The organism is Kurthia populi (genome assembly GCF_042686175.1).
GTDB lineage: Bacteria > Bacillota > Bacilli > Bacillales_A > Planococcaceae > Kurthia > Kurthia populi.
This window is the reverse complement of the sequence record NZ_JBHUOR010000019.1, coordinates 13,458-33,257: the sequence shown is the minus strand read 5'-3', so window position 1 is coordinate 33,257 and position 19,800 is coordinate 13,458. Positions and strand designations below refer to the sequence as shown.

Here is a 19,800-nt window from a genome sequence, read left to right as displayed (position 1 = left end):
ATGGTAATTCCCAATTTGCGCATAAAAATAGAGAAGGTGATGTCAAATTCGACATCACCTTCTCTATTAAAGACTGGAATTTCTACTTATGTCCCAGCCTCTTTTGTGTATGCAAATTATGTTAAACGAATTGTCCAGTTGAAGTCATCATTGATTTTACCAGATTGAATCCCTGTTAATGTATCGTACAGTAATTGTGAGACGTCACCAATTTCTTCATTATTGATAACTAACTCTTCACCTTCCCATAATAAGCGACCAACAGGCGAAATAACAGCAGCTGTACCTGTGCCGAAAACTTCTTCTAATGTGCCATTTGTATGCGCATCAATAACTTCATCAATCGCAATGTGGCGTTCTTCAATTGGAATATTTTTATGTTTTAATACTTGAATCATTGAGTCACGCGTAATTCCAGGTAAAATACTGCCCGTTAATTCGGGTGTCACAACTGTGCCATTGATTTTGAAAAAGATATTCATACTACCAACTTCTTCAACGTATTTATTTTCTTTACCGTCTAGCCAAAGTGTTTGAGAATAGCCTTGTTCATGTGCTTCTTTTGATGAAATTAAGCTTGAAGCGTAGTTGCCGCTTGTTTTTGCTTCTCCTGTACCGCCAACAACCGCACGGACATATTTTTTCTCTACCATGATTTTAACAGGATTAATACCTTCTGCGTAATAAGAGCCTGATGGTGACATAATAATGATAAATTTGTATTCAGTTGATTCATCTACACCTAAATCGGCTTCAGTTGCGATGATAAATGGGCGGATATAAAGAGAGGTACCGGCTTCAGTTGGAATCCACGCGCGGTCTACTTCGACTAATTGTTTTAGAGCTTCTAGCGCTTGTTGTTCATCGATTGCAGGGATGCATAGACGCTCAGCTGAGTGGTTTAAACGAGCAAAGTTACGATCTGGACGGAATAAGAGCGCCTCGCCATCTACTGTTATGTATGCTTTTAGCCCTTCAAAAATGGCTTGACCGTAATGGAAGACTTTACTTGCAGGATCTAATGAAATGGGTTCATATGGAATAATGCGACCATCATGCCACCCCTTTGCTGATGAGTAATCAAGCACAAACATATGGTCTGTAAAAAATTTACCGAAACCAAGACTATCTGCTGCGGGTTTTTGCTTTGGTGAAGTTGTAAGTGTTACAGGTACTGACATGTGAAAAAACTCCCTTCAACTAAATATGTCCCTATCGTAACATTATTTTAAATTTTTAGAAAGTTCATAATAACCGTCTATAACAAATAAAAAAGAAGCAGTAGCTTCAAATAAACGACTGCTTCTTTTTATTACGATAATAAAATTTTTGATAAATACGGGAAAAAGGTTTCTGAAAGCACGATACTAACGAGTGCAGCCACAATCATCGCAAGAGATGAAAAGGTTCCTTCTAATTCACCAAATTCAAATGCCTTAGATGTACCACAACCATGGGCGCCCATGCCAAGAAGTAAGCCCTTTGATGCGGCACGTCGGAAGCGGAAGATTCGAATGACGAATGGTCCGACAATGCTTCCTGTTAAGCCAGTTACAATAACAAAGACAGCGGTCATTGTTGGCTCACCACCGATAAGATTGGAAATATCCATCGCGATAGGTGTTGTAATCGAGCGAGGCACGAGGCTGTTGACCATTTCATTGTTTAAACCTGCTAATAATGCAAAAACAAGTGAAGATACAATCGCAACAGCACAGCCAATGAGTAGACTTGCGAAAATAGCGAGTGCATTTTTCTTTAATAAGTCATAGTTTTTATACATTGGAACAGCGAATGCGACGGTAGCAGGACCTAGTAGCTTAGATAATAAATCCGCTCCGCTATTGTATTGTGCATAGGAAGTATGCGTTGCTAACAAAACGACTACTAAAATAAGCGGACAAATTAGAAGAGGAGAGAGCCATATTTTTTGGTAGTGGGCATAGACCCATTTACTTGCGTAAAAAATTAAAATTGTACCGACTAAACTAGCTGCAATCATCATTTGGAGACATCTCCTTTCGCAAAACGTTCTGCAACGACACCAGTACTTGCCATGACCACAACAGTCCCTAATACAATGACGACAATTAGTTTAATGCCGATGATACCAAAAATTTCATCATATTGAATAACACCAACTGCGGCAGGGACGAAAAATAATAATAATTCGCCAGTTAAAAAGCTTGCACCAGCATCCACCCAGGCCAGTTTAATAATATGTGCTTTTAAACAAATAAATAATAATAAGAGACCAATAATACTACCTGGAATCTGGATATGGAGAGCTGCGCTAAGCCATGTGCCAATAAGCAAAAATCCCCAAATGAAAATAATTTGAACGATAATCTGAAGTGCTTTTTGAAGGACTTTCAACGAAATCACGACCTTTAAATAACGCGCTTTTTTTAAATAATATGCTAGCGCTTTGTTAATTCGTTATTCAGTGTATAACAAAAAGCTACATTCGTAAAATACATAATTATTATCATCATTATTCCAAATTGGAATTCTTTTTCACGTAGTCAAGAAATGCACGCATTGCCTGTGAACGGTAGCGATCTTTTTTTAAAATGAAAGCAATTTCCCATAAAATTGGCTTCTCTAATGGAATCATTTTCACCACATTGGGATTGGTTTTATGCGCAAATGGTTCAGGGAATAAGGCGATACCTAAATTATGTTCAATCATTTGGCTAATAAATTCCCACTGTGAGCTTTCAAAAGCAATCGTTGGTTCAAAGCCAAAATCTTCACATTCTTGAATGATACGGTCATGCAAGGTAAAGTCTTCTGAAAATAGCAGCAGGGGCTCATTTTCTAAATCACGCATTGAAATAGTAGATTTTGTTGCTAATGGATGGTCATTATGAACAATGACGTACACATCTTTTTTTACAAAAGGAATACAATCATAGTCTTCATCGTGAGCAGGTAGCATCACAAAACCACCATCTAAATCACCAGATAAGACACGTTCTTTGACGATGTTAGCGCCGATTTCATCTAATTGAAATGAAATATCTGGGAAGAGTTGTTGGAAGCCCTTCATGATTTGAGGAAAAAATAAAATACCGATAAGCGGCGGCATGCCTAATGTTAAATGACCCGTTTTTAAATGCTCCATATCTTCTAATGCTAAATGGACTTCATCCACCATTTGAATAATTTGAATAGCGCGCTCAAATACAACATCTCCTGCATCGGTTAATTGAACATGTTTACTCGAACGATCGAGTAATGTTGTGCCGAGTTCAGATTCGAGCTGACGAACCATTTTTGAAATCGTCGGTTGTGTAACATGCAGTTTATGTGCTGCTTTTGTAAAACTTTGTTGTTTTGCGACTTCGGTAAAATAGGTGAGTTGACGAACATCCATAAATAAGCCTCCTAAAGCGTAGTGAAGCGGAAATTTGTTGTGTAGTGATAGCGTTGATTGGCTGCAAGCTCAGCGTCAAAGCGTTTTTTGAAATGAGAATAGGGAGCGAGCTGTGTTTCAAAGCAAATCGCACTTTGTTTTTTAGCTTGTAAATGCTCTGTAAGAATCGCCGTTTCATCAATATTATTACCACTATAAATAACCGCAAATGGATAGCTTGTTTCAACAGTTAAAACGCGTCCAACATGTGGCTCAACCAAGCGGATTTGTGGCTGCTGCGGTAATAAATGAAAGGGATGGTCTAAGCCACCTCCACGTGTAAGCTGCACGTCATCTTTATCGAAAAGGTGAGCGAGCAGTTGTGGCTCGCTAAAGTCGAAGGAAGAATTACGTGTGGCCTTTGCATAGGTTGGAATCGAATCTTCGGCGAGTTCCAAATAATAATCGCTTTTTACTTCTAATAAGTGGTCACCAATTGGTTGAAAAGGATGACCACTTAAATTGAAATAGCTATGATTCGTTAAATTTAAGACCGTTTTTGCATCGCTTAATGCGTCATAGTCAATACGAAGTTCATGCGCTTCATTAAATGTCATCGTCACATTGACGTCGACATTTCCAGGGAAGCCATCAGAGCCAGCATCTGAGTGTAACGTAAAGACAACAGAAATATCATCAGCGCGCTCAATAATTTCGTAATTCCATAGCAGTGAGCTGAAATTACCATGGAGTAGGTGAGTGCCTTCATTTGCCGGTAGCTGAATTTGTGCCCCGTTTATACAAATCTGTGCTTGCTCAATACGCCCTGCATGACGACCGATTGTAGCGCCGAGTGCCATATCATTATTTAAATACTGCTCAATGTTTTCATAACCAAGCACGACATTACCTAATTGGCGCTCTTTATCAGGCACCCATAGCGCAACGATAGCAGCTCCAGCGTTTGTAAGCACAATATTAGCGCCGTCCTTTGCATTGAGTGTAATGGTATGAATATCTTGTGTAACGGCATTGACAACGTAGTTCATTTTAACAGCTCCTCTACAAATTCATTCCTTTTTTTCAGTATACTACAAGACTTCAAGAAAACGAAAAATCGAACATTATGTGAAGCTATAGTAAATTTGGCAAAATTCGGTATAATAAATGAAATCAATGATAGATGGGAATGATTTACATGACGATGACACAACCGGTATTTTTTGTATTTTTGTATTGTATCATGCTCATCATTGTAAGCATTGATGGATTGCTTCAGTATAAACGGTACAAGGCGGTATTATATGGGGAGCAGGTGAAACAGCCCCTCCTTGGGATACTTTACACCTCTTTACGACAACATCGCTTTCTCCGTATTGTGGTTGAATTTTGTTTGAAATTTGGTATTTATTTTTATGCCTATTTGCTATATCCCTACAGTTGGATGCTAGCATTATGTGCATTGCTTATAATCGGGCGTCTGTACGTGCTATGGATGCCAATGGGAAAACTACGTACAACGAAATGGGATTTTATTACGCTGTTTGTAGAGCTAATCTTTTTAACATTATTCACGGCTTCATTGCTCGTATATGAAGCATAGGAGGGATACAATGCGTATTATCTGGACGGTGTTTCACGATGATGAACTTATTGAAAAGGGTGAGTTTAATCAGTTTTTTTGGCGAGGTGGTCAATTTGATGTCCTACTAGAAGGCAATCGAAAACTATCGATTGAGTCAAATGTTAATCATGGTATTCTAATAGAGGATATTGCAAAGTCTTTAATAAATGCTTTGCATACAGATGACCCACAAACCTTTCATACGTATAGTACATCAAAATCCTATGATGTGATTTTTTTAGGGCGCGTCCTGGAGTTTCGTAATTTTGATCCGGATACATTAAAAACGTTAAAGCGTACGATGCTGCCGAAGTTAGCGTTTATCGATGCATTTACGTATGCATTATGTAGCTACTTAAAGCTACTAAAGGAGCGCAATGAAGCCATCGAGCAAAATGAACTTTTTATACGATTAACTGTGCAATTACAAACATTGCAGCAATTAACAATGTAATGATAGCGCAAGTGCGGAGGAAAGCCGTGCTTGCGCTATTTTTTTTCAGCTAGTTCTTTTATAATGAACAATGGAAGGTGATTTTTTGAGTAAATTAGCGTGGTATATTTCATTAGCAATCTCATTATTTGGTGTCTTTGTTGTGCGCTATTATTTTACATTAGCGCCGGATGAGTCATTAAAAAATATAAATCCAGCATTTATTCCGCTTGTCTTTGTTATTCCATTTTTACTGATTAGTTTATTCATTAGCTTTGTCATTGGCTCCCGTTATTTTGCGCAAGCGAAGGGACAACAAATTGTAAGCTATATCGTCGTGTTATGCGTTATTTTGGCACTTAGTACATATCTAGAATACACACAAGTACAGGCGGATTTGACTGCCTTTGGTGGTGGTATCGCTGATAAGGGTTCGCTTATTTTTAATTTTCCTATATGGAATAGCTATACAAATGGCTGGTTCGTCAATGAAATGATTTTCTTTAGCCTGCAAGCTATCGCATTTGGCATCGGTTTTTTCAAGCGACATACTATTGAATTAGCACAGCAGGAGGGAGGCGAATAGCCTCTCTTTTTTTATAGAGCTATTTGATTTTTCAAAATTTAATGCTAAAATGAAAGCAATTCAATATGATGAATGGCGCTAATTCTTAGCTTAATAGGGAAATCGGTGAAAAACCGATGCTGTCCCGCAACTGTAACTTGGAGTGCTTTACAAAAACCACTGTGTAAACGGGAAGGTGTAAAGTACGTTGAAGAGAAGCCAGGAGACCTACCATTTAATCTTCGATGATTCACCCTACGAGGATAGGTGCGGAATAAGCAAAGGTTATTTGCGTTTTTTTAGTGCACTTTTTATAGGGGAAAGTGTCTTTTTTTATGCTTTCTATCCTCTGTGTGGGAATCAACAACATGAGGGGGAGTTAGCATGACAACGTGGAATTTAACGAAAATGGAGCGTCATTTAATGATTTGTAACGGAGCTACTTGTATGGGAGCTGGCGCAGAAGATGTCACGCAACAAATTCGTGATGAAATTCGTACACTAAAATTAGATGAGGTTATTCATACGTCACGGACACGCTGTAATGGACGTTGTAAAGATAAATGTGTCGTAATTGATTATCCAAAAGGTACTTGGTATTCTGTGCAGCAGGAGCAAACGGCGCGTAGTATTGTGCAAGGTAATGTAGCGCGTGAGGCGATTATTTATGAAATGGTAAATGGCGAACGCGTGCGTCAAGAAGGGCATATTAAAGGCATTGAAAAATATCGTAAAAAGCGCGCCACAAAAAAGACAGCGGTATTATTTGTTGGGCATGGTAGCAGACTAGAAGCGGGGAATGAAGAAGTGCGTTCATTTATTCGTCAAATGAAGCCAGCGATTGATGCCAATTTATTAGTAGAGACATGCTTTTTAGAATTTGCGAATCCTAATATTGAGGACGGTATTCAAGCGTGTATTGAACAGGGAGCGGTTGAAATCCATGTGATTCCAATTATTTTATTACATGCCGGGCATTCTAAATTACATATCCCAGCAGAAATTGAAGAGGCAAAGGCGCAGTTCCCAGAAATTCGTTTTACGTATGGCCAAACAATCGGTATTCACCAAGCAATTATTGATATTTTAAAGGCTCGTTTAGAAGAAATTCAATTTGATGTGTCGATTCCTCATAAAGATACGGCAATTTTATTGATCGGTCGTGGGAGCAGTGACGAAGATGCTAAAATGGATTTCTATAACATCGCATCGATTTTACAAGCACAGCTGACTGTTTCAACTGTAGAATGTGCTTTTATGGGTGTAACAACACCAACTGTGGAGCAAGGCATGCAAATCTGTCTAGCGCAAGGTGCAAAACAAGTCATTATGTTACCATATTTCTTATTTACAGGTATCTTAATGGAACGAATGGCCTTAATGGCGCAGCAATTTTCTGATACAAATCCAAGCGTTTCGATTGAGTTAGCCTCTTATTTTGGGTATCATCCAAATTTACAAACGGTATTATTAGAGCGCTTGCAGCAAGCAATCGATGGCACGTCAACAGGCATGCAAGATTTAGCGAATTTCCGTGAATACGTGAAAGAAAATGAGTATGTTCATCATCATTAAGGGTGCACAAAGTAATTTTCTTAATAGAACAGCAGTAAAAGCGTTAAAGTAGAAAAAAGTTAAATAAACAAGAAGTGTGTTTTTCTGACAGGAATATTGTATAAAGTACAAAAAAGAGTATAATAATAGTTGTAAGTTACATAACTAATTTACCTATTTGCCTACTTAGTTTAATGGTAGAACAACGGTCTCGTAATCCGTAGATGAGAGTTCGATTCTCCCAGAAGGCATATCTTTGTTCAATTACAAAGCATCATAAAATTTAGAAAAAGTCGATAAACGTTGATATAACAGCGTTTATCGGCTTTTTTGTTTTTTCAGTATGCTATGGAGAATGCATTAAAACAACTTAGAATATCGTAGCATAGTGACCAAATAGTGACCAAAAAAATGAAATAGTGACCAAAATAGTGACCAAATTTAAGGTGTGAATAATTGCACTGTAACCGCGTCGTTCTGGGCTTCAAGCTCTTTAACAATATGCGTGTACGTATTTAACGTTGTTTGAATATCACTATGACCAAGTCGTTTAGAGATGTATTGAATGGACACACCAGCATATAAAAGTTCAGATGCATGCGTATGTCGTAGCCCATGAACAGTGATAGGGTCTATACCTAATTCATTTAAAACTTTTCGTAGTGCTTTATTAGTTCCTTCATTGGTGAAACTATCAGTAGGGTGGTGCGGGCTACGGAAAATAATCATTTTACGTAATCGTTGATTAGTAATTGCATCGATTAGTTCTTTGAAAATAACCATGACATTTGGATCTATGGTAATTTTACGATAAGATGCTTCATTTTTTAATTTGTCGAAGCCGCTTTGCTGTTTATAATCCCATGACTTATTGATGTCGAGCGTATTGTCATTGAAATCAAAGTCATTAGGTGTTAAGCCTAATAGTTCTTGAAAGCGTAGTCCAGTAACTAGAGCGAGTAGTAGCAGGTGATGGATTAGCCCAAAACCATCCTCTAAATGATGATATAAATACGAATACAGCTTTTGTGCATCTTTGTGATTCGCAATATATTTATCGTGAGCGCGTTTACCGGTGTGGCTTGCTTGAATTTTACGGCCGCGCGTAATGTTGTAACGAATATCCCCAACATCGTGTGCGTGGCGCAAACAAGCTCCTATATGGCTATCTAGCTTCTTTACACTTTCTTCTGAACGTGAGGAACCAAACCAATTTAAAAATTCTTGATAGTCTAAAGCAGTGAGCGTGTTAATTTTAGTATTTTCAAAGTAAACTTTTACCCACTTTAAGCTATTTTGATAACGCAATTGTGTATTGTAATGGACATCTGCTTTATATGCTTTAATCCAGCGTTCAAAGTACGTCGCAATAGGAATTGCGCTATTAAGCTTTAGAGAACCTTCACCTTTTTGTGCTTCAATGGCTGCTGCCGCTATTTCTGCTTCACGTTTTGTACGAAAGCCGCCTTTTTTAATTTGTTTATTAACGCCGTCTACATAGTTACTAACAGTATATGACCATGACTTACCGCGTTTTGTGATACTTGCCACATAAATCTCCTCCAAATAAATTCCTTTCTTAATCATTAGCACAAAGCACAGTAAATGATGCGCTGTGCTTTTGCCAGTGTGTGATAAATTATGTATAAACAACTTCAAATATGTTTTTATCGCGCCATTCTAGTTGGAATAAGAAATCCTCAATTCGCTTCGTAGCAAACTCTAAAGTCACACCAAATAACTCGGCCATCTCATAATACAAGTGCTTCTTTGTTCGGTACGCTTGAAGATCTAAATCTAGCAGCATAAATGTTGGCATGCAGTAATGGTTTGCAAATGTATCAGCCGTCCATTCCTGGTACTCTGTCCAAAAATCAGGCATGAGCATTTGATTGGTTACGTGCCAGATAGAGTGACAAAGCTCATGAGCGAATTGTTCATGCTGCTCTTCGTCGGGTATGCGATTGTCTATTACAATCAGACTACCTAAGCGCTTAGAGTCGATAGGAGCGGGCATAATGGCCAGTCCTAGCATATCCGCAATATTGTAATCGCTAATTTGTGCTGGGCTATGGATATTAGCTGTTTTGTATAACTTTTGTATAAATTCTTCCTTACGAGTGAGTGTCAATTTCATCTTAAATCCTCCGAATATTCCCATATAAGGAACGTATGTTCTTTCAAGTATAAAATAAAACCCCACTCTTGTGAAGTAGGGTTTATTCTTCATTTGTATCTTTAAAGTTCACAAAATGGTATAGCATTTTAATGTTTCTAAATGAAACAAAGATAGAATGTAAGATTAGAAAGAACCATATTCCTAATAAAACAAAATGCCACCATAGTATAGAAACAGATTTTAATGTTTCTATAGGATAAAAATTTAAACAAAAGAAACCAAGCACCCCTAATAGGATCACTAACAACTGAATTAAAATTGACCATGTAAAATATATAACTAATACCGAGAAAACGGTTTCCCCAGGCATATTTACAGAAGTACGTGAGCGCAAATTGGTTACTAAATTCGATTGTGATCCAGCAATTACGGCTATGCTGGCGATATTGAATCCTACTAATATCGCCATCGATGATATTACAACTGTGTTTACTGTAAGAAAGGTTTGCAATAAATTAAACAAATCTATTGAGTAATAAGTATAAATTAGCATTACTAATCCTACAGAAAGCAAAATTGGAATAAGAACATCAAAGATTTTTTCTGAATTTGTTGAGCTCTTATAATACTTATAACATATTTGCGGAAAAAAGGAATTTACACTATAGAAGTTTTTAATTCTCGACATAGTAGGATACCTACTTTCTATTCAATAGTTCTCTGTTCTTAATGCCGTCAGTAGATGCTGTATAGAGTTTTTCAGATAAAATATTCCCATTTTTATCTATATCGACACGAGGTTTAATTTTTTCAGCGGAATTATTCATGTTTAGTGTTTTTTCGATTCCATTTTGCTCGCCTACGACCCTTATTGAAGTAACTCCTTTTTTATCTTTATATTTATTGACAAAAGGGACCACATCGCGCAAAGATTTATTTTTATACCGAGCTTTGAAATACAATTGTAGCATATTTGATTCAATGGATTCCATTTCTTCTTGCATACTTTGAATAAACTCATTTTCATCTGAAGCCACTTTAGATGAAACCTCGATTTTTGTTCCTTTAATACTATCTAAACTGTTAATTTCTTTGAAGAAATCAAGAGCAATTAAAGAGCAAATATTAAAACCGAAGTATTCTTGATTTTCTATTTCGGTTTTAAAATTCTCCGTAAAGAAACTTAAAAGTTTACTACGCCCAAGTTTTTGATTGTATTGTAAAAGTAAAAGTCCATCTTTTTTTCTAATTAAAAAATGCACATAATCTTCTTCGCCTTCTTGGATGGTTTTAGGGTTTTCTCTTCTTGTAAATGTTGCTGCATTCCTCAAAGGTGCTACTCTTCCGTATTCAAATAAAATAAACTTACCATAGATAAATTCCTCATCATCTTTAAAATCTTCTAATAAAATTGTTAGGTTGTTTGTCTTATCTTCAAGGGTGAGATATGAGTTAGATTCATTCGATTGATTAAATTTTTGCAATAGAGGAGCAAAAACGGATGAATTCCAAGTTGTTTTTTGAACAGTTTCAGTTTCCCCTGATTTGAATACTCCTGGGCGAGCAATCTCTGTAGTTTTATATAAATCGAATTGAAAAAATAGCATTGTTGTTTGTTTTGTTTTTGACATAAATCTCACCTTATCATGTTATATATAGTTTTGATTTTTTTTGATTGTTAATGAATAGTTGGTTTATTGTAATGAGTTAATACCAAAACTTCGTGTTTTGATCCGCAAAAGTTTGATAATAAGTTGTTTTGGTCCATTTGTATTTAGAAGATTTTACAGGGTATGATCCACCACAACTCATGCACCAGCCCTCTAATTTCAACATAGTATTCTTTTTAACTTTTATTTTCTTTAATACATAGTCCTGAGCATGAGAAGGGCCTTTTTTCATTTTGTAGATATAAATATCTTGTTTGATCTTCACTTTTTTAAAGCCTTTCCAGCTTCCTGGTTTTGGTGAAGAATAAGACTTCGCCGTAGCAGTAAATGGCTCATTAGGAGGGGAAGTAGGACCGGCAAAAATTGTAGCACCAAGAGCTAGTGCAGCAGTAACTTTTAAAATAGTATTTTTCATAGATTAGGTTCCTTTCTTTATTAAAATAGGTGGAATCAGTATTGTTCACATGCTGTTCCATCTTTATCTCTATCCATTTTAGGTTGATAGGCAGCATGATCAGAAGGTACACCATTCGGGTAGGTAGCTCTCAATTCTGTACAATTAGAGAAGTAGATTGGTTGTGCAGGAGCGGGCTCTTGTGCAGGTGTATTTTGTGTTTGTTGTGTATTGGAATTATTATGGTCATCATCGTCAGAAGAAGTTTGTTCTTGTTTAGTCTGTTCTTTTTTTACAGGCTTACATTTTTTGAATGTATTGTTTTGAACATAATTTTCCTTTGACCAAATATTTAATTTTTGTTTTTGTGCATTCTGCTGTGCTTTTGTAAAAAGATCTAAGTATTCATAAGATACATTATCAACAGCCGTTAAGAGCGCGTAACCTTCATCCAATAATTTCTTTTGGACGAGTATATCATCTGCAAAGACATAAGCTATTAAAGCACCGTCAGCGTCTCTCTTTTTATGGTCTTGTTCAAATTTTATTTGTAGCGTTTTTCCTAGAACAAGTTCTTCATTTCTTTCGGTTGCGTCTTTTGCATAAGGTTGTGTACAAGAATTTCTAGTATTCGGTGTATCGATTAATAAATAATGTAGCGTTTCTTCTTTTCCGTTGTATAAAACTTTGATGGTATCGCCATCAACAACTTTTAAGAGTTTTACATTTCTTTTTTCTTCCTTTTTTCGTTCAGGCATAACAGGAGTTAATGTCTTTGCTTCTTCATCGTCTGCTTGGACATTTTCTGTTTTAACTTGCTTAGAGGTTGATTGCGTGTTTTCTTCATTACTCCCAATCATGTTTCCACAACCACCTAAAGCAATAATAATACCTGTAGCAATTAAAATTTTAGATGTCGTTTTCTTCTTGTTTTTTCGAACATTTTGTTTATAACTACGATAACCAATAGCAAAAAGAATAATACCCAAAATAAAAACAAAAAAGCCAAAGAATTTTGAAATTAAAAATAGTAAAAAGAACAGAATTAACACTAATATAATGATTTCTTTTGTTTTAAGATTTTTCATGATTAAACTCCATTTCTAGTGATTCTAACGTATTGATTGATGTTGTTTTTTTGATGAGTACTATATGAAAGTTACTCAACCTCCCTTCGATAATCGTTTTTTTATTTGAAAAATAGGTGCTATTTTCTCTAATGAAGTTATATTTTAAGGATTATATAATCTAATTAATGATAAATATTTACAATAAATAGCCTAAAAATAGGATGCATTCATTGTGCATCCTATTTTTTGCGTTCTTCACGTTTTTTCAGCATTTCATAAAAGATTTCAAATTCTTCTAATGCATCCAGCAAGTTCTCTGGCTTATCGTGGAACGAAAGACTCTCGCTTTGCATGAAGAAATCCATAACTTCCTTCTGATAAGGTGTGAGCGCTGCATACTCATCGTTCTTGATGCCAGCGTAAGTAATTTCTTCTGGGTTTTTGATGTCGCTGCGGCCAAGTAGGTAGTCGGTTGTTACATTGAAGTAGTTAGCTAACTTATCTATTGAATTAATATCTGGTTCACCACTACCGTTTTCGTATTTAGCGTAACCTTGTCGTGTTATACCGAGTAACTCAGCCATGTCGTTTTGAGTGAGTTTTTTTTCTGTACGTAAGTATTTTAAGCGCTGCGAAAACATATCGCATCCCTCATTTCTATAATCTAGTTACTATTATAGCAACAATATGTTGCTATTTATTAAAAAAAAACAAAAAGCAACAAAAAGTTCCTTTATGGTATTGACAGCAACAAAAAGTTGCGTATAATAAGAATTACATAAGGCAACAAAAAGTTGCTAAAGTTAAAGGTGGTGATATTCTTTGAATCAAAGAGAATTAACTTCATTGCTAATAGGAAAAAGAAAAAAATTAGGATTAACTCAATTAGACGTTGTTAAAAAGAGTGAGTCTGGAATTACTAGACAGTACTATGGAATGATTGAGTTAGGATCTCGTAGTCCATCAGTTAAAGTTGCAAAATCTATTGGCGAAGTATTAGGAGTACCTTGGACTATTTTTTTTGAAACGAAAAGCAACGAAAAGTTGCTTTCGGTAATTTGAGAGGAGAATTATTATGACAAACATCCAAGTAACATACGCAGCGCAAACTATCACTTCAATTGAAGTAGCTGAGATGGTAGGGCGCGAACATAAAAATGTAATGCAAGATATTCGTAAAATTTCATCGGACTTAGGGGTGCTGAAAATTCAGCATACCCTTTACTTCAAAGAAACAACGTATATTCATCAACAGAATAATCAGAAGTATCCAATGTTCCACCTTACTAAGCAAGGATGCGAACTCTATGGAAACCGTATGTCCGGTATTGAAGGAACAGCATTTGCGGTTGCTTACATTGAACGCTTTAACGAAATGGAAGCGGCTGAACAAACAGCATTACCTGCGGATCCAATTGCACTCGCATTACAAGCAGCACTCGATACAAGGCAAGAAGTGCAAGACATCAAGCAAGACGTCCAGGAACTAAAGGACAGCATGTGCATTAACACTCACCAGGAGAAACAGTTACAGGATATGGCCAAACAGCGTGTGCTAAAAGCGCTTGGTGGTTATGATTCGCCAGCATATAAAGTAATGTCAAAAAAAGTATTTCCAACAGTCTGGCGCGACTTTAAAAATAAATTTGATTTGCCGACTTATAGAGCATTACAGGCGAAACAATTCGAAGAAGCGAAGTTTTTCCTCAGTATTTGGGAGCCGTCATCATCAATGAGATACGACATTGCTGTGCATAACCGTCAATTGCAGATGGCTGTTTTTAACCAACACTAATTCTTAGAAAGGTGGTGAGAAAATGCAAAGTTTAGCCGTGAATTTAACAATTCCTATTCCAGAGGATCATATTCTCATTTCAAAGGTCGAACTTGCTGATTTGAAAGAGCAAGCGGTAGCGGGTCGTTATTGGACACTGAAAGATATAGAAGTGCGCACAGGTTATCGCGGTCCTTGGATTAAAGACAATATTTTATACAATCCTAAATTTCGTAAAGTTCTTGATGTTGAACAAGGTGGATTTGTTTACTATCCAAGGTCGTCCGGCGAGAAATGGACCTTCCTTGCTTCTAAAATGACAGAGTTTTTGGAGTTTCATTTTAAAGATATTTTCAAAACCATATAACTATTACCAAAAATTATGTAATTAATACATTCATTAAATGACGTTTAGAAAGGCGTGAGGAGAATGAAGAAAGTTATTAATGCGCATAAGCCATTAACGCAGCTTATTGAGGATGAAAAAATCCCTAATACACAACTTGCTGTAGAGCTTAATTATAGTAATTCTGCAATTAGTAGGATTAAGTGTGGTGATCGTGCTATGTCACAGGAGACAGCAAAGGAAAGCATGCTTATACACGATAATGCAAAATATATCGCAGGTATTACGCATGAATTTACAGACGGCTTTACGCCGCCTGTATTAGATGGAATTGGATTTGATATGCATCGCTTGGTATTGCTCAATCAATTTAAAAACCAGGAAAAAGAAGTTTATGCGCTTCTCCAACAAGTTGATTTTTCTAAAATGCCATCAGAAATTGATGAAAAAAATCTAAAAGATATAACGGATGTGATGGATGGGTTACTAACGCTCCGCTTCTTTTTAGAGAATAGCGTGATTCAGCTGCAACAAGATTACGAAATCAGTATTAAAAAGCGAATGAGAGCTTTGATGCTGCACTGGAAAATGAAAGGGTGGTTAAAATGAGTATTTCAAAATTAGATTTGCGCTTGGCGGCAATTAAAGAACGCGAGGGATGGCAAACAGAGCAAGACATGCGCCTGAATTGGACGGAGGAGCAAATCTTGAGCCATTACAACATGTACTACAAGCATTTCGAGTTGGATGCACCCGCAAGTGAAGTAAAAGATGCAGCTTTAGATGAACTAAGTGATAAAGAAATTGCTGTAATGATTCGTCGGTGGAAGTTTACTGATGTGTTGGAGTTACTTCAAAAAGAAGGCTATTTAACGGTTCTTCATGGACACTGGATTTTATCGATGGATATGTTTTTGGGTTGCAACGAATAAAAAAAGACCACTTTACGAGAGCGGCCTTAGTCATAGGCGAACAAGTCGCCTAATTTCAAAAATAACTACGTAAAGTATACCACAAAACAAGAGGGGGCAAACCTAATGGAATCAAATAATGCAGGGCAAGTTCAAGCGGCCGGCACATTAAATCTTTTTCAGAAGCTAGTAGAGGTGCGTAAACATATTCCAGCGCTACGAAAAGATGGTGAGGGCTACAAATACTCGTATGTAACAGGTTCACAAATTTTATCAGGTATTCAAGAATCTATGAATAATTTAGGGGTTCTTCTTTTTCCGCGAGTCGATACACAGAATGTAGAAAGAGAAGAAGTTACGACTGGTAGAGGAAAAACATCTACGCAATTTAAGGTTTATGGAAAGATGACTTATACGTGGATAAATGCAGACAATCCATCAGAAATATTGGAAGTTCCTTTTATGTATGGTGCCACGAATGAGGATGTCGCCAAAGCGATAGGTAGCGCACTGACGTATGCGGAGCGGTACTTTTTGATAAAGTCATTTAACTTACCGACTGACAATGAAGATCCTGACTACAATCAACACAATAATCAACAACAGCGACAGTATGAGCAACCGTATCAAAAGCAGCAATATCGTAATCCGCAGCCACCAATGCAGCAACAACCGGCGCGTGCAAATAAGGATGGCGAAAAGCTCATAACTGAGGTGCAATCGCAAAAACTTAAAAATGCGCTAAAAATCGTTGCAGGTCCAAAAGTGGAGGACAAACAAACTGCGTTTGAATCAGCTTGCTACGCCTGCAATATTCCGGAGGGTACATCAACAAAGGCCCTCACATTTACGCAAGCAAGCGGTGTGCTGATATATTTTGACGGGCTTGTTAAAAGTCGTCAAAAAGGTGGTGCGTAAGCGTGGTAATGCAAAAAATAGAACTGCAACAAGATTTAGAAAATACGATTAAGCAAGTACGTACGACTAAAGACAATTTTGCCGAAGTAATCGAGCGTCTAAATGCATTAAATATTGAAGTAGAAAGGGTCCTAAAGCATGAAAATCTTAAAAAAGGTATACCGTATGTTTGCGACAGAAAATGTAATCGAGGATGTTAGTTTTGTAGCCTACTTGCTGCTTATGACAAGCGTTGGCTTGTATACATTATCGCTTACAGCAACAAAAGAAATCATGATCATGTGCGTGAGCATGTTGGCACTACTTATTGTAACAACGGTCATCTTTGCACTGGTACAACAAGAGGAGGAATAACATCATGACAGAACAGCAAAATGAATTGCGCCGTAGCAAAAGAAAACGCGCGTTTACACAAGTAGATAATGAAATTGTTAATAACTCAGCATTATCATTCCAAGCAAAAGGTATGTTGTTGTACTTGCTAAGTAAGAAAGACGGGTGGAAATTTTATGAGGATGATTTAGTTAACCGATCATCGAATGGGAAAACGAGTGTACGCAGCATAATCAAGGAGCTTTTAGATGTAGGCTACCTAATCAGAGGTGAGCGTTTCCGAGATGAAAAAGGTCACTTGAAAGGCTACTCGTATATCGTTGAACCATATCTGCTTGATGATTATGATGGAACGTCCTACATCACGTTTTCCAAAGTAGGGAAATCCAACTTAGGGAATCCCTACTTAGGGGAATCGCAACGTAGTAATACTAAGTCTTTTAGTAATACTAAGAGTTCTAGTAATACTGAAGAGAGAGAGAAAGAGGAAGAAAATCAAGAAACTCCTCCTTCTCCTGTCATCGATAAAAACTTTCAAACGTTACAAACATTCTTTGACGAACATATTGGCAAACGTAATTTTACGACAGATCAAGAGCTTAGCAGTTTGCTGGATGATTTCAAAGATCCGCTGTTAATTGGTGAAGCTTTAAAAATCGCTGCTAAAAACGGCAAGCCTTTATTTACTTATGGAGCGGGTGTCTTACGCAAGTTAGCCGAAGAAAAAGGTGTTACTACGCATGAGCAATTTAAGCAGCGTGCTGAACAAAAGAAACAAGCTTCAAATTTAGCAGATCGAGCAAAAAATAAGCCTACCGAATTTGGTGGCCATATCTTGCCGTTCTAGCAGATTAAAAAAATGAGAGGAATGAATGAAAATGAAGGATTACAACACACCGCAAGTACATTTTAGTGCTGAGCGTAGTAGTAAAGTGCAAAACATTAATGAGGTCGTAAAAAGTGATACTGCCGGCGGATTACGTTGGGACCGTGACAATCATTGTGATAAGCACGATAGCGATTTTGTATTTATGCCACCAGCTTTTAAAACATCACAGTGCCCAGTATGCGGTACAGAACGATTGCGTGATGATTTCCAAAGTGAGATGCAGAAAGTTTGTACGGATGGAGAGCGTTTAAAAAAACACAACACGCTCACGAAACAATCTATTATCCAAGACAACACAATTACTGCAGCAACATTCGATAACTTTACGACACAAACCGAAGAGGAACACACAAACAAGCTAAAAGCGATAAAAGTGGCAGAACGTTTTGCAGCAGGTGAAGCATTTAATCTTTGGATTCAATCCCCTCAAACTGGTTGCGGTAAAAGTCATTTAGCAATGAGTATTTTAAAATACGTGAACGAATCAGGCGCAAAAGACAAAAGCACCTTGTTTCTCGACTTCGGGCGCACGATGGAACTCATTCGAGATGCCATTAACAACAAAGAAAGTAAATATACACAAAACTACTTTATTTCACTTGCTAATAGTGTTGATGTGCTTGTCATCGATGACTTAGGTGCAGAGACTGGTGATATTTACAGTGACAAGCGTGCAAGTGATTATACGAGCAATATTTTACGAAGCATTTTAAATGGACGACAAGACAAGGCAACGATTATTACAACTAACTTGTCCGGTGAACGCATGATCACTGGTTATCAGGATGGCCATAAGTTTGTTCCTCCAATGTATGACAAAAAGATGATGTCTCGCGCAATGCGTAATGTCTTGCACATCTTGTTCAAAGAAACACCAGATAAACGCGTTGGGAACTTGCAATTTTAAAAAGATAAACAAAAGGGAGATAGACATGAAATTAAAATTCTACGGCGGTACAGACGCATTAAATGCCATTGCATTTAACGTCACAGCAGACCGCACATACATCGTGACACTCAAAAAAGAAATGTCGTATCAAGGTTTTACAGTACGAGCAAATGCCTACACGTTTGAGATTTGCTACATCGATCTTGGCGGCAATAAAATCACCGTTGGACCAGGGCATGATGTGGCACTTGCCGTAAAACTCTGCTTGCAAGAATTTATTCGGTACCGCACGTTGCATCATACGAAAACACACGAAGAGATTGAAGCACGTATTACAGAGGTCGCACGGGCTAATTTAAACGACTTTTTAGATAGTCAGAGTAAAACAGTCATAAGTGATAAAAAAATCGCTCAGGAGGACGCTGAGATAGCAAAATCACTTGATTGCACCGAAGTACTCGAAGTAGCAGAAGATATTGCACGACAGCATGCGATTGACGCTGCACTTGATGCACGAGATAAAGAATTATTCATGGCTTTAGTCGGTGCGAAGTAATGCAGTTAAAAAAGCAAATGAAGCAATTGCAAGAGTCGCTACAAGTTTTAAAATCAGAAATTTCAGAACAATTATTCCTTATCGAACAAGATAAGGCGCATGAAAAGGAGAGAGGAAATGAGAAACGATTCAAACAAGCACGGGATTGCAGTCACACAGCATAGCTGCAAACGCCGCTATAACCACCGTAACATTTGCCGTACGACTACTAAACAACGCAAGGACATACACAAGCAAACACAGCGTCCTGTAGCACTTAAAAAAAGACCGGTTGTTTTTTATAGGGTCAAGAAAGGCCGCGAGATTACCGAAGTATCGGAACACGATGTGGATGTAATGAGCTTGCAGTTGGACGGGTACCGAATTTTAGATAAATGGCATGAATGGATGTAAACGA

Annotated in this window: 26 protein-coding genes, 1 tRNA gene and 1 riboswitch; of the genes, 16 read left to right on the top strand and 11 right to left on the bottom strand. The window is 37.3% G+C overall.

Annotation, left to right across the window (positions count from 1 at the left end; genetic code table 11):
• Positions 1-116: 116 nt before the first annotated feature.
• From ACFSY7_RS03680 to ACFSY7_RS03660, 5 genes are all read right to left on the bottom strand, one after another.
• Positions 117-1,181, bottom strand: coding sequence for a branched-chain amino acid aminotransferase (locus ACFSY7_RS03680; protein WP_380146892.1), 1,065 nt, complete (start codon positions 1,179-1,181; stop codon positions 117-119).
• Positions 1,182-1,312: 131 nt separating this feature from the next.
• Complete coding sequence (locus tag ACFSY7_RS03675) at positions 1,313-2,005, bottom strand: LrgB family protein (RefSeq protein WP_380146891.1); 693 nt, start codon at positions 2,003-2,005, stop codon at positions 1,313-1,315.
• Entirely contained in the window at positions 2,002-2,376 is a 375-nt protein-coding gene (locus tag ACFSY7_RS03670; RefSeq protein ID WP_380146890.1) for a CidA/LrgA family protein, read from the bottom strand. Before ACFSY7_RS03670 ends, ACFSY7_RS03675 begins: the two co-directional genes overlap by 4 nt.
• Positions 2,377-2,494: 118 nt before the next feature.
• On the bottom strand, positions 2,495-3,379 hold the full coding sequence (locus tag ACFSY7_RS03665) for a LysR family transcriptional regulator (RefSeq protein ID WP_126989969.1): 885 nt from the start codon (positions 3,377-3,379) through the stop codon (positions 2,495-2,497).
• 11 nt (positions 3,380-3,390) lie between these two features.
• On the bottom strand, positions 3,391-4,407 hold the full coding sequence (locus ACFSY7_RS03660; protein WP_380146889.1) for an aldose epimerase family protein: 1,017 nt from the start codon (positions 4,405-4,407) through the stop codon (positions 3,391-3,393).
• A 395-nt stretch (positions 4,408-4,802) separates the two neighbouring features.
• Here ACFSY7_RS03660 and ACFSY7_RS03655 point away from each other — a divergent pair, with 395 nt between their 5' ends.
• The 5 genes from ACFSY7_RS03655 to ACFSY7_RS03635 all read left to right on the top strand — a co-directional run bounded on the left by ACFSY7_RS03655 (position 4,803) and on the right by ACFSY7_RS03635 (position 7,785).
• A complete protein-coding gene (locus ACFSY7_RS03655; protein WP_380146888.1) occupies positions 4,803-4,961 on the top strand; it encodes a hypothetical protein in 159 nt (52 codons plus the stop codon).
• 10 nt (positions 4,962-4,971) lie between these two features.
• The gene (locus tag ACFSY7_RS03650) at positions 4,972-5,436 is read left to right on the top strand and encodes a hypothetical protein (protein ID WP_380146887.1); all 465 of its coding nucleotides are present in this window, start codon (positions 4,972-4,974) and stop codon (positions 5,434-5,436) included.
• An 85-nt stretch (positions 5,437-5,521) separates the two neighbouring features.
• Positions 5,522-6,001: a hypothetical protein gene (locus tag ACFSY7_RS03645; RefSeq protein WP_380146886.1), complete on the top strand. Its 480-nt coding sequence runs from the start codon at positions 5,522-5,524 to the stop codon at positions 5,999-6,001.
• 56 nt (positions 6,002-6,057) lie between these two features.
• Positions 6,058-6,230, top strand: a riboswitch (cobalamin riboswitch).
• A gap of 134 nt (positions 6,231-6,364) precedes the next feature.
• A complete protein-coding gene (locus ACFSY7_RS03640) occupies positions 6,365-7,555 on the top strand; it encodes a CbiX/SirB N-terminal domain-containing protein (protein WP_380146885.1) in 1,191 nt (396 codons plus the stop codon).
• Positions 7,556-7,714: 159 nt separating this feature from the next.
• Positions 7,715-7,785: transfer RNA gene (locus ACFSY7_RS03635), tRNA-Thr, on the top strand.
• A gap of 190 nt (positions 7,786-7,975) precedes the next feature.
• Here ACFSY7_RS03635 and ACFSY7_RS03630 read toward each other — a convergent pair.
• From ACFSY7_RS03630 to ACFSY7_RS03605, 6 genes are all read right to left on the bottom strand, one after another.
• Positions 7,976-9,085 carry a tyrosine-type recombinase/integrase gene (locus ACFSY7_RS03630; RefSeq protein WP_380146883.1) on the bottom strand — a complete coding sequence of 370 codons (1,110 nt, stop codon included), beginning with the start codon at positions 9,083-9,085 and terminating at the stop codon, positions 7,976-7,978.
• Between the two features lie 88 nt (positions 9,086-9,173).
• On the bottom strand, positions 9,174-9,671 hold the full coding sequence (locus tag ACFSY7_RS03625; protein ID WP_380146881.1) for an ImmA/IrrE family metallo-endopeptidase: 498 nt from the start codon (positions 9,669-9,671) through the stop codon (positions 9,174-9,176).
• Positions 9,672-10,351: 680 nt separating this feature from the next.
• Entirely contained in the window at positions 10,352-11,284 is a 933-nt protein-coding gene (locus ACFSY7_RS03620) for a hypothetical protein (protein ID WP_380146879.1), read from the bottom strand.
• A 76-nt stretch (positions 11,285-11,360) separates the two neighbouring features.
• Positions 11,361-11,738, bottom strand: coding sequence for a hypothetical protein (locus tag ACFSY7_RS03615; RefSeq protein WP_380146878.1), 378 nt, complete (start codon positions 11,736-11,738; stop codon positions 11,361-11,363).
• Between the two features lie 35 nt (positions 11,739-11,773).
• Positions 11,774-12,805, bottom strand: a complete 1,032-nt coding sequence (locus ACFSY7_RS03610; RefSeq protein WP_380146877.1) for a thermonuclease family protein — start codon at positions 12,803-12,805, stop codon at positions 11,774-11,776.
• A 221-nt stretch (positions 12,806-13,026) separates the two neighbouring features.
• A complete protein-coding gene (locus ACFSY7_RS03605) occupies positions 13,027-13,428 on the bottom strand; it encodes a helix-turn-helix domain-containing protein (RefSeq protein WP_380146875.1) in 402 nt (133 codons plus the stop codon).
• Positions 13,429-13,609: 181 nt separating this feature from the next.
• On the opposite strand from ACFSY7_RS03605, the gene ACFSY7_RS03600 reads away from it, so the two are divergent.
• The 11 genes from ACFSY7_RS03600 (at position 13,610) to ACFSY7_RS03550 (ending at position 19,567) form a co-directional block, all read left to right on the top strand.
• Positions 13,610-13,849, top strand: coding sequence for a helix-turn-helix transcriptional regulator (locus tag ACFSY7_RS03600; protein ID WP_380146874.1), 240 nt, complete (start codon positions 13,610-13,612; stop codon positions 13,847-13,849).
• Positions 13,850-13,862: 13 nt separating this feature from the next.
• Positions 13,863-14,582, top strand: a complete 720-nt coding sequence (locus ACFSY7_RS03595; protein WP_380146873.1) for an ORF6C domain-containing protein — start codon at positions 13,863-13,865, stop codon at positions 14,580-14,582.
• 22 nt (positions 14,583-14,604) lie between these two features.
• A complete protein-coding gene (locus ACFSY7_RS03590; RefSeq protein ID WP_380146872.1) occupies positions 14,605-14,928 on the top strand; it encodes a DUF771 domain-containing protein in 324 nt (107 codons plus the stop codon).
• 63 nt (positions 14,929-14,991) lie between these two features.
• Entirely contained in the window at positions 14,992-15,516 is a 525-nt protein-coding gene (locus tag ACFSY7_RS03585) for a hypothetical protein (protein WP_380146871.1), read from the top strand.
• The gene (locus ACFSY7_RS03580; protein ID WP_380146870.1) at positions 15,513-15,839 is read left to right on the top strand and encodes a hypothetical protein; all 327 of its coding nucleotides are present in this window, start codon (positions 15,513-15,515) and stop codon (positions 15,837-15,839) included. Before ACFSY7_RS03585 ends, ACFSY7_RS03580 begins: the two co-directional genes overlap by 4 nt.
• A 105-nt stretch (positions 15,840-15,944) precedes the next feature.
• Positions 15,945-16,736, top strand: a complete 792-nt coding sequence (locus ACFSY7_RS03575) for an ERF family protein (protein WP_380146869.1) — start codon at positions 15,945-15,947, stop codon at positions 16,734-16,736.
• Positions 16,737-16,874: 138 nt separating this feature from the next.
• Positions 16,875-17,090, top strand: coding sequence for a hypothetical protein (locus ACFSY7_RS03570; RefSeq protein WP_380146868.1), 216 nt, complete (start codon positions 16,875-16,877; stop codon positions 17,088-17,090).
• Between the two features lie 4 nt (positions 17,091-17,094).
• Entirely contained in the window at positions 17,095-17,916 is an 822-nt protein-coding gene (locus ACFSY7_RS03565) for a DnaD domain protein (protein ID WP_380146867.1), read from the top strand.
• Between the two features lie 31 nt (positions 17,917-17,947).
• Positions 17,948-18,865 carry a DnaA ATPase domain-containing protein gene (locus ACFSY7_RS03560; protein ID WP_380146866.1) on the top strand — a complete coding sequence of 306 codons (918 nt, stop codon included), beginning with the start codon at positions 17,948-17,950 and terminating at the stop codon, positions 18,863-18,865.
• A 25-nt stretch (positions 18,866-18,890) separates the two neighbouring features.
• A complete protein-coding gene (locus ACFSY7_RS03555; protein WP_380146865.1) occupies positions 18,891-19,403 on the top strand; it encodes an IDEAL domain-containing protein in 513 nt (170 codons plus the stop codon).
• Entirely contained in the window at positions 19,403-19,567 is a 165-nt protein-coding gene (locus ACFSY7_RS03550) for a hypothetical protein (protein ID WP_380146864.1), read from the top strand. Before ACFSY7_RS03555 ends, ACFSY7_RS03550 begins: the two co-directional genes overlap by 1 nt.
• The last annotated feature ends 233 nt before the right edge of the window (positions 19,568-19,800 follow it).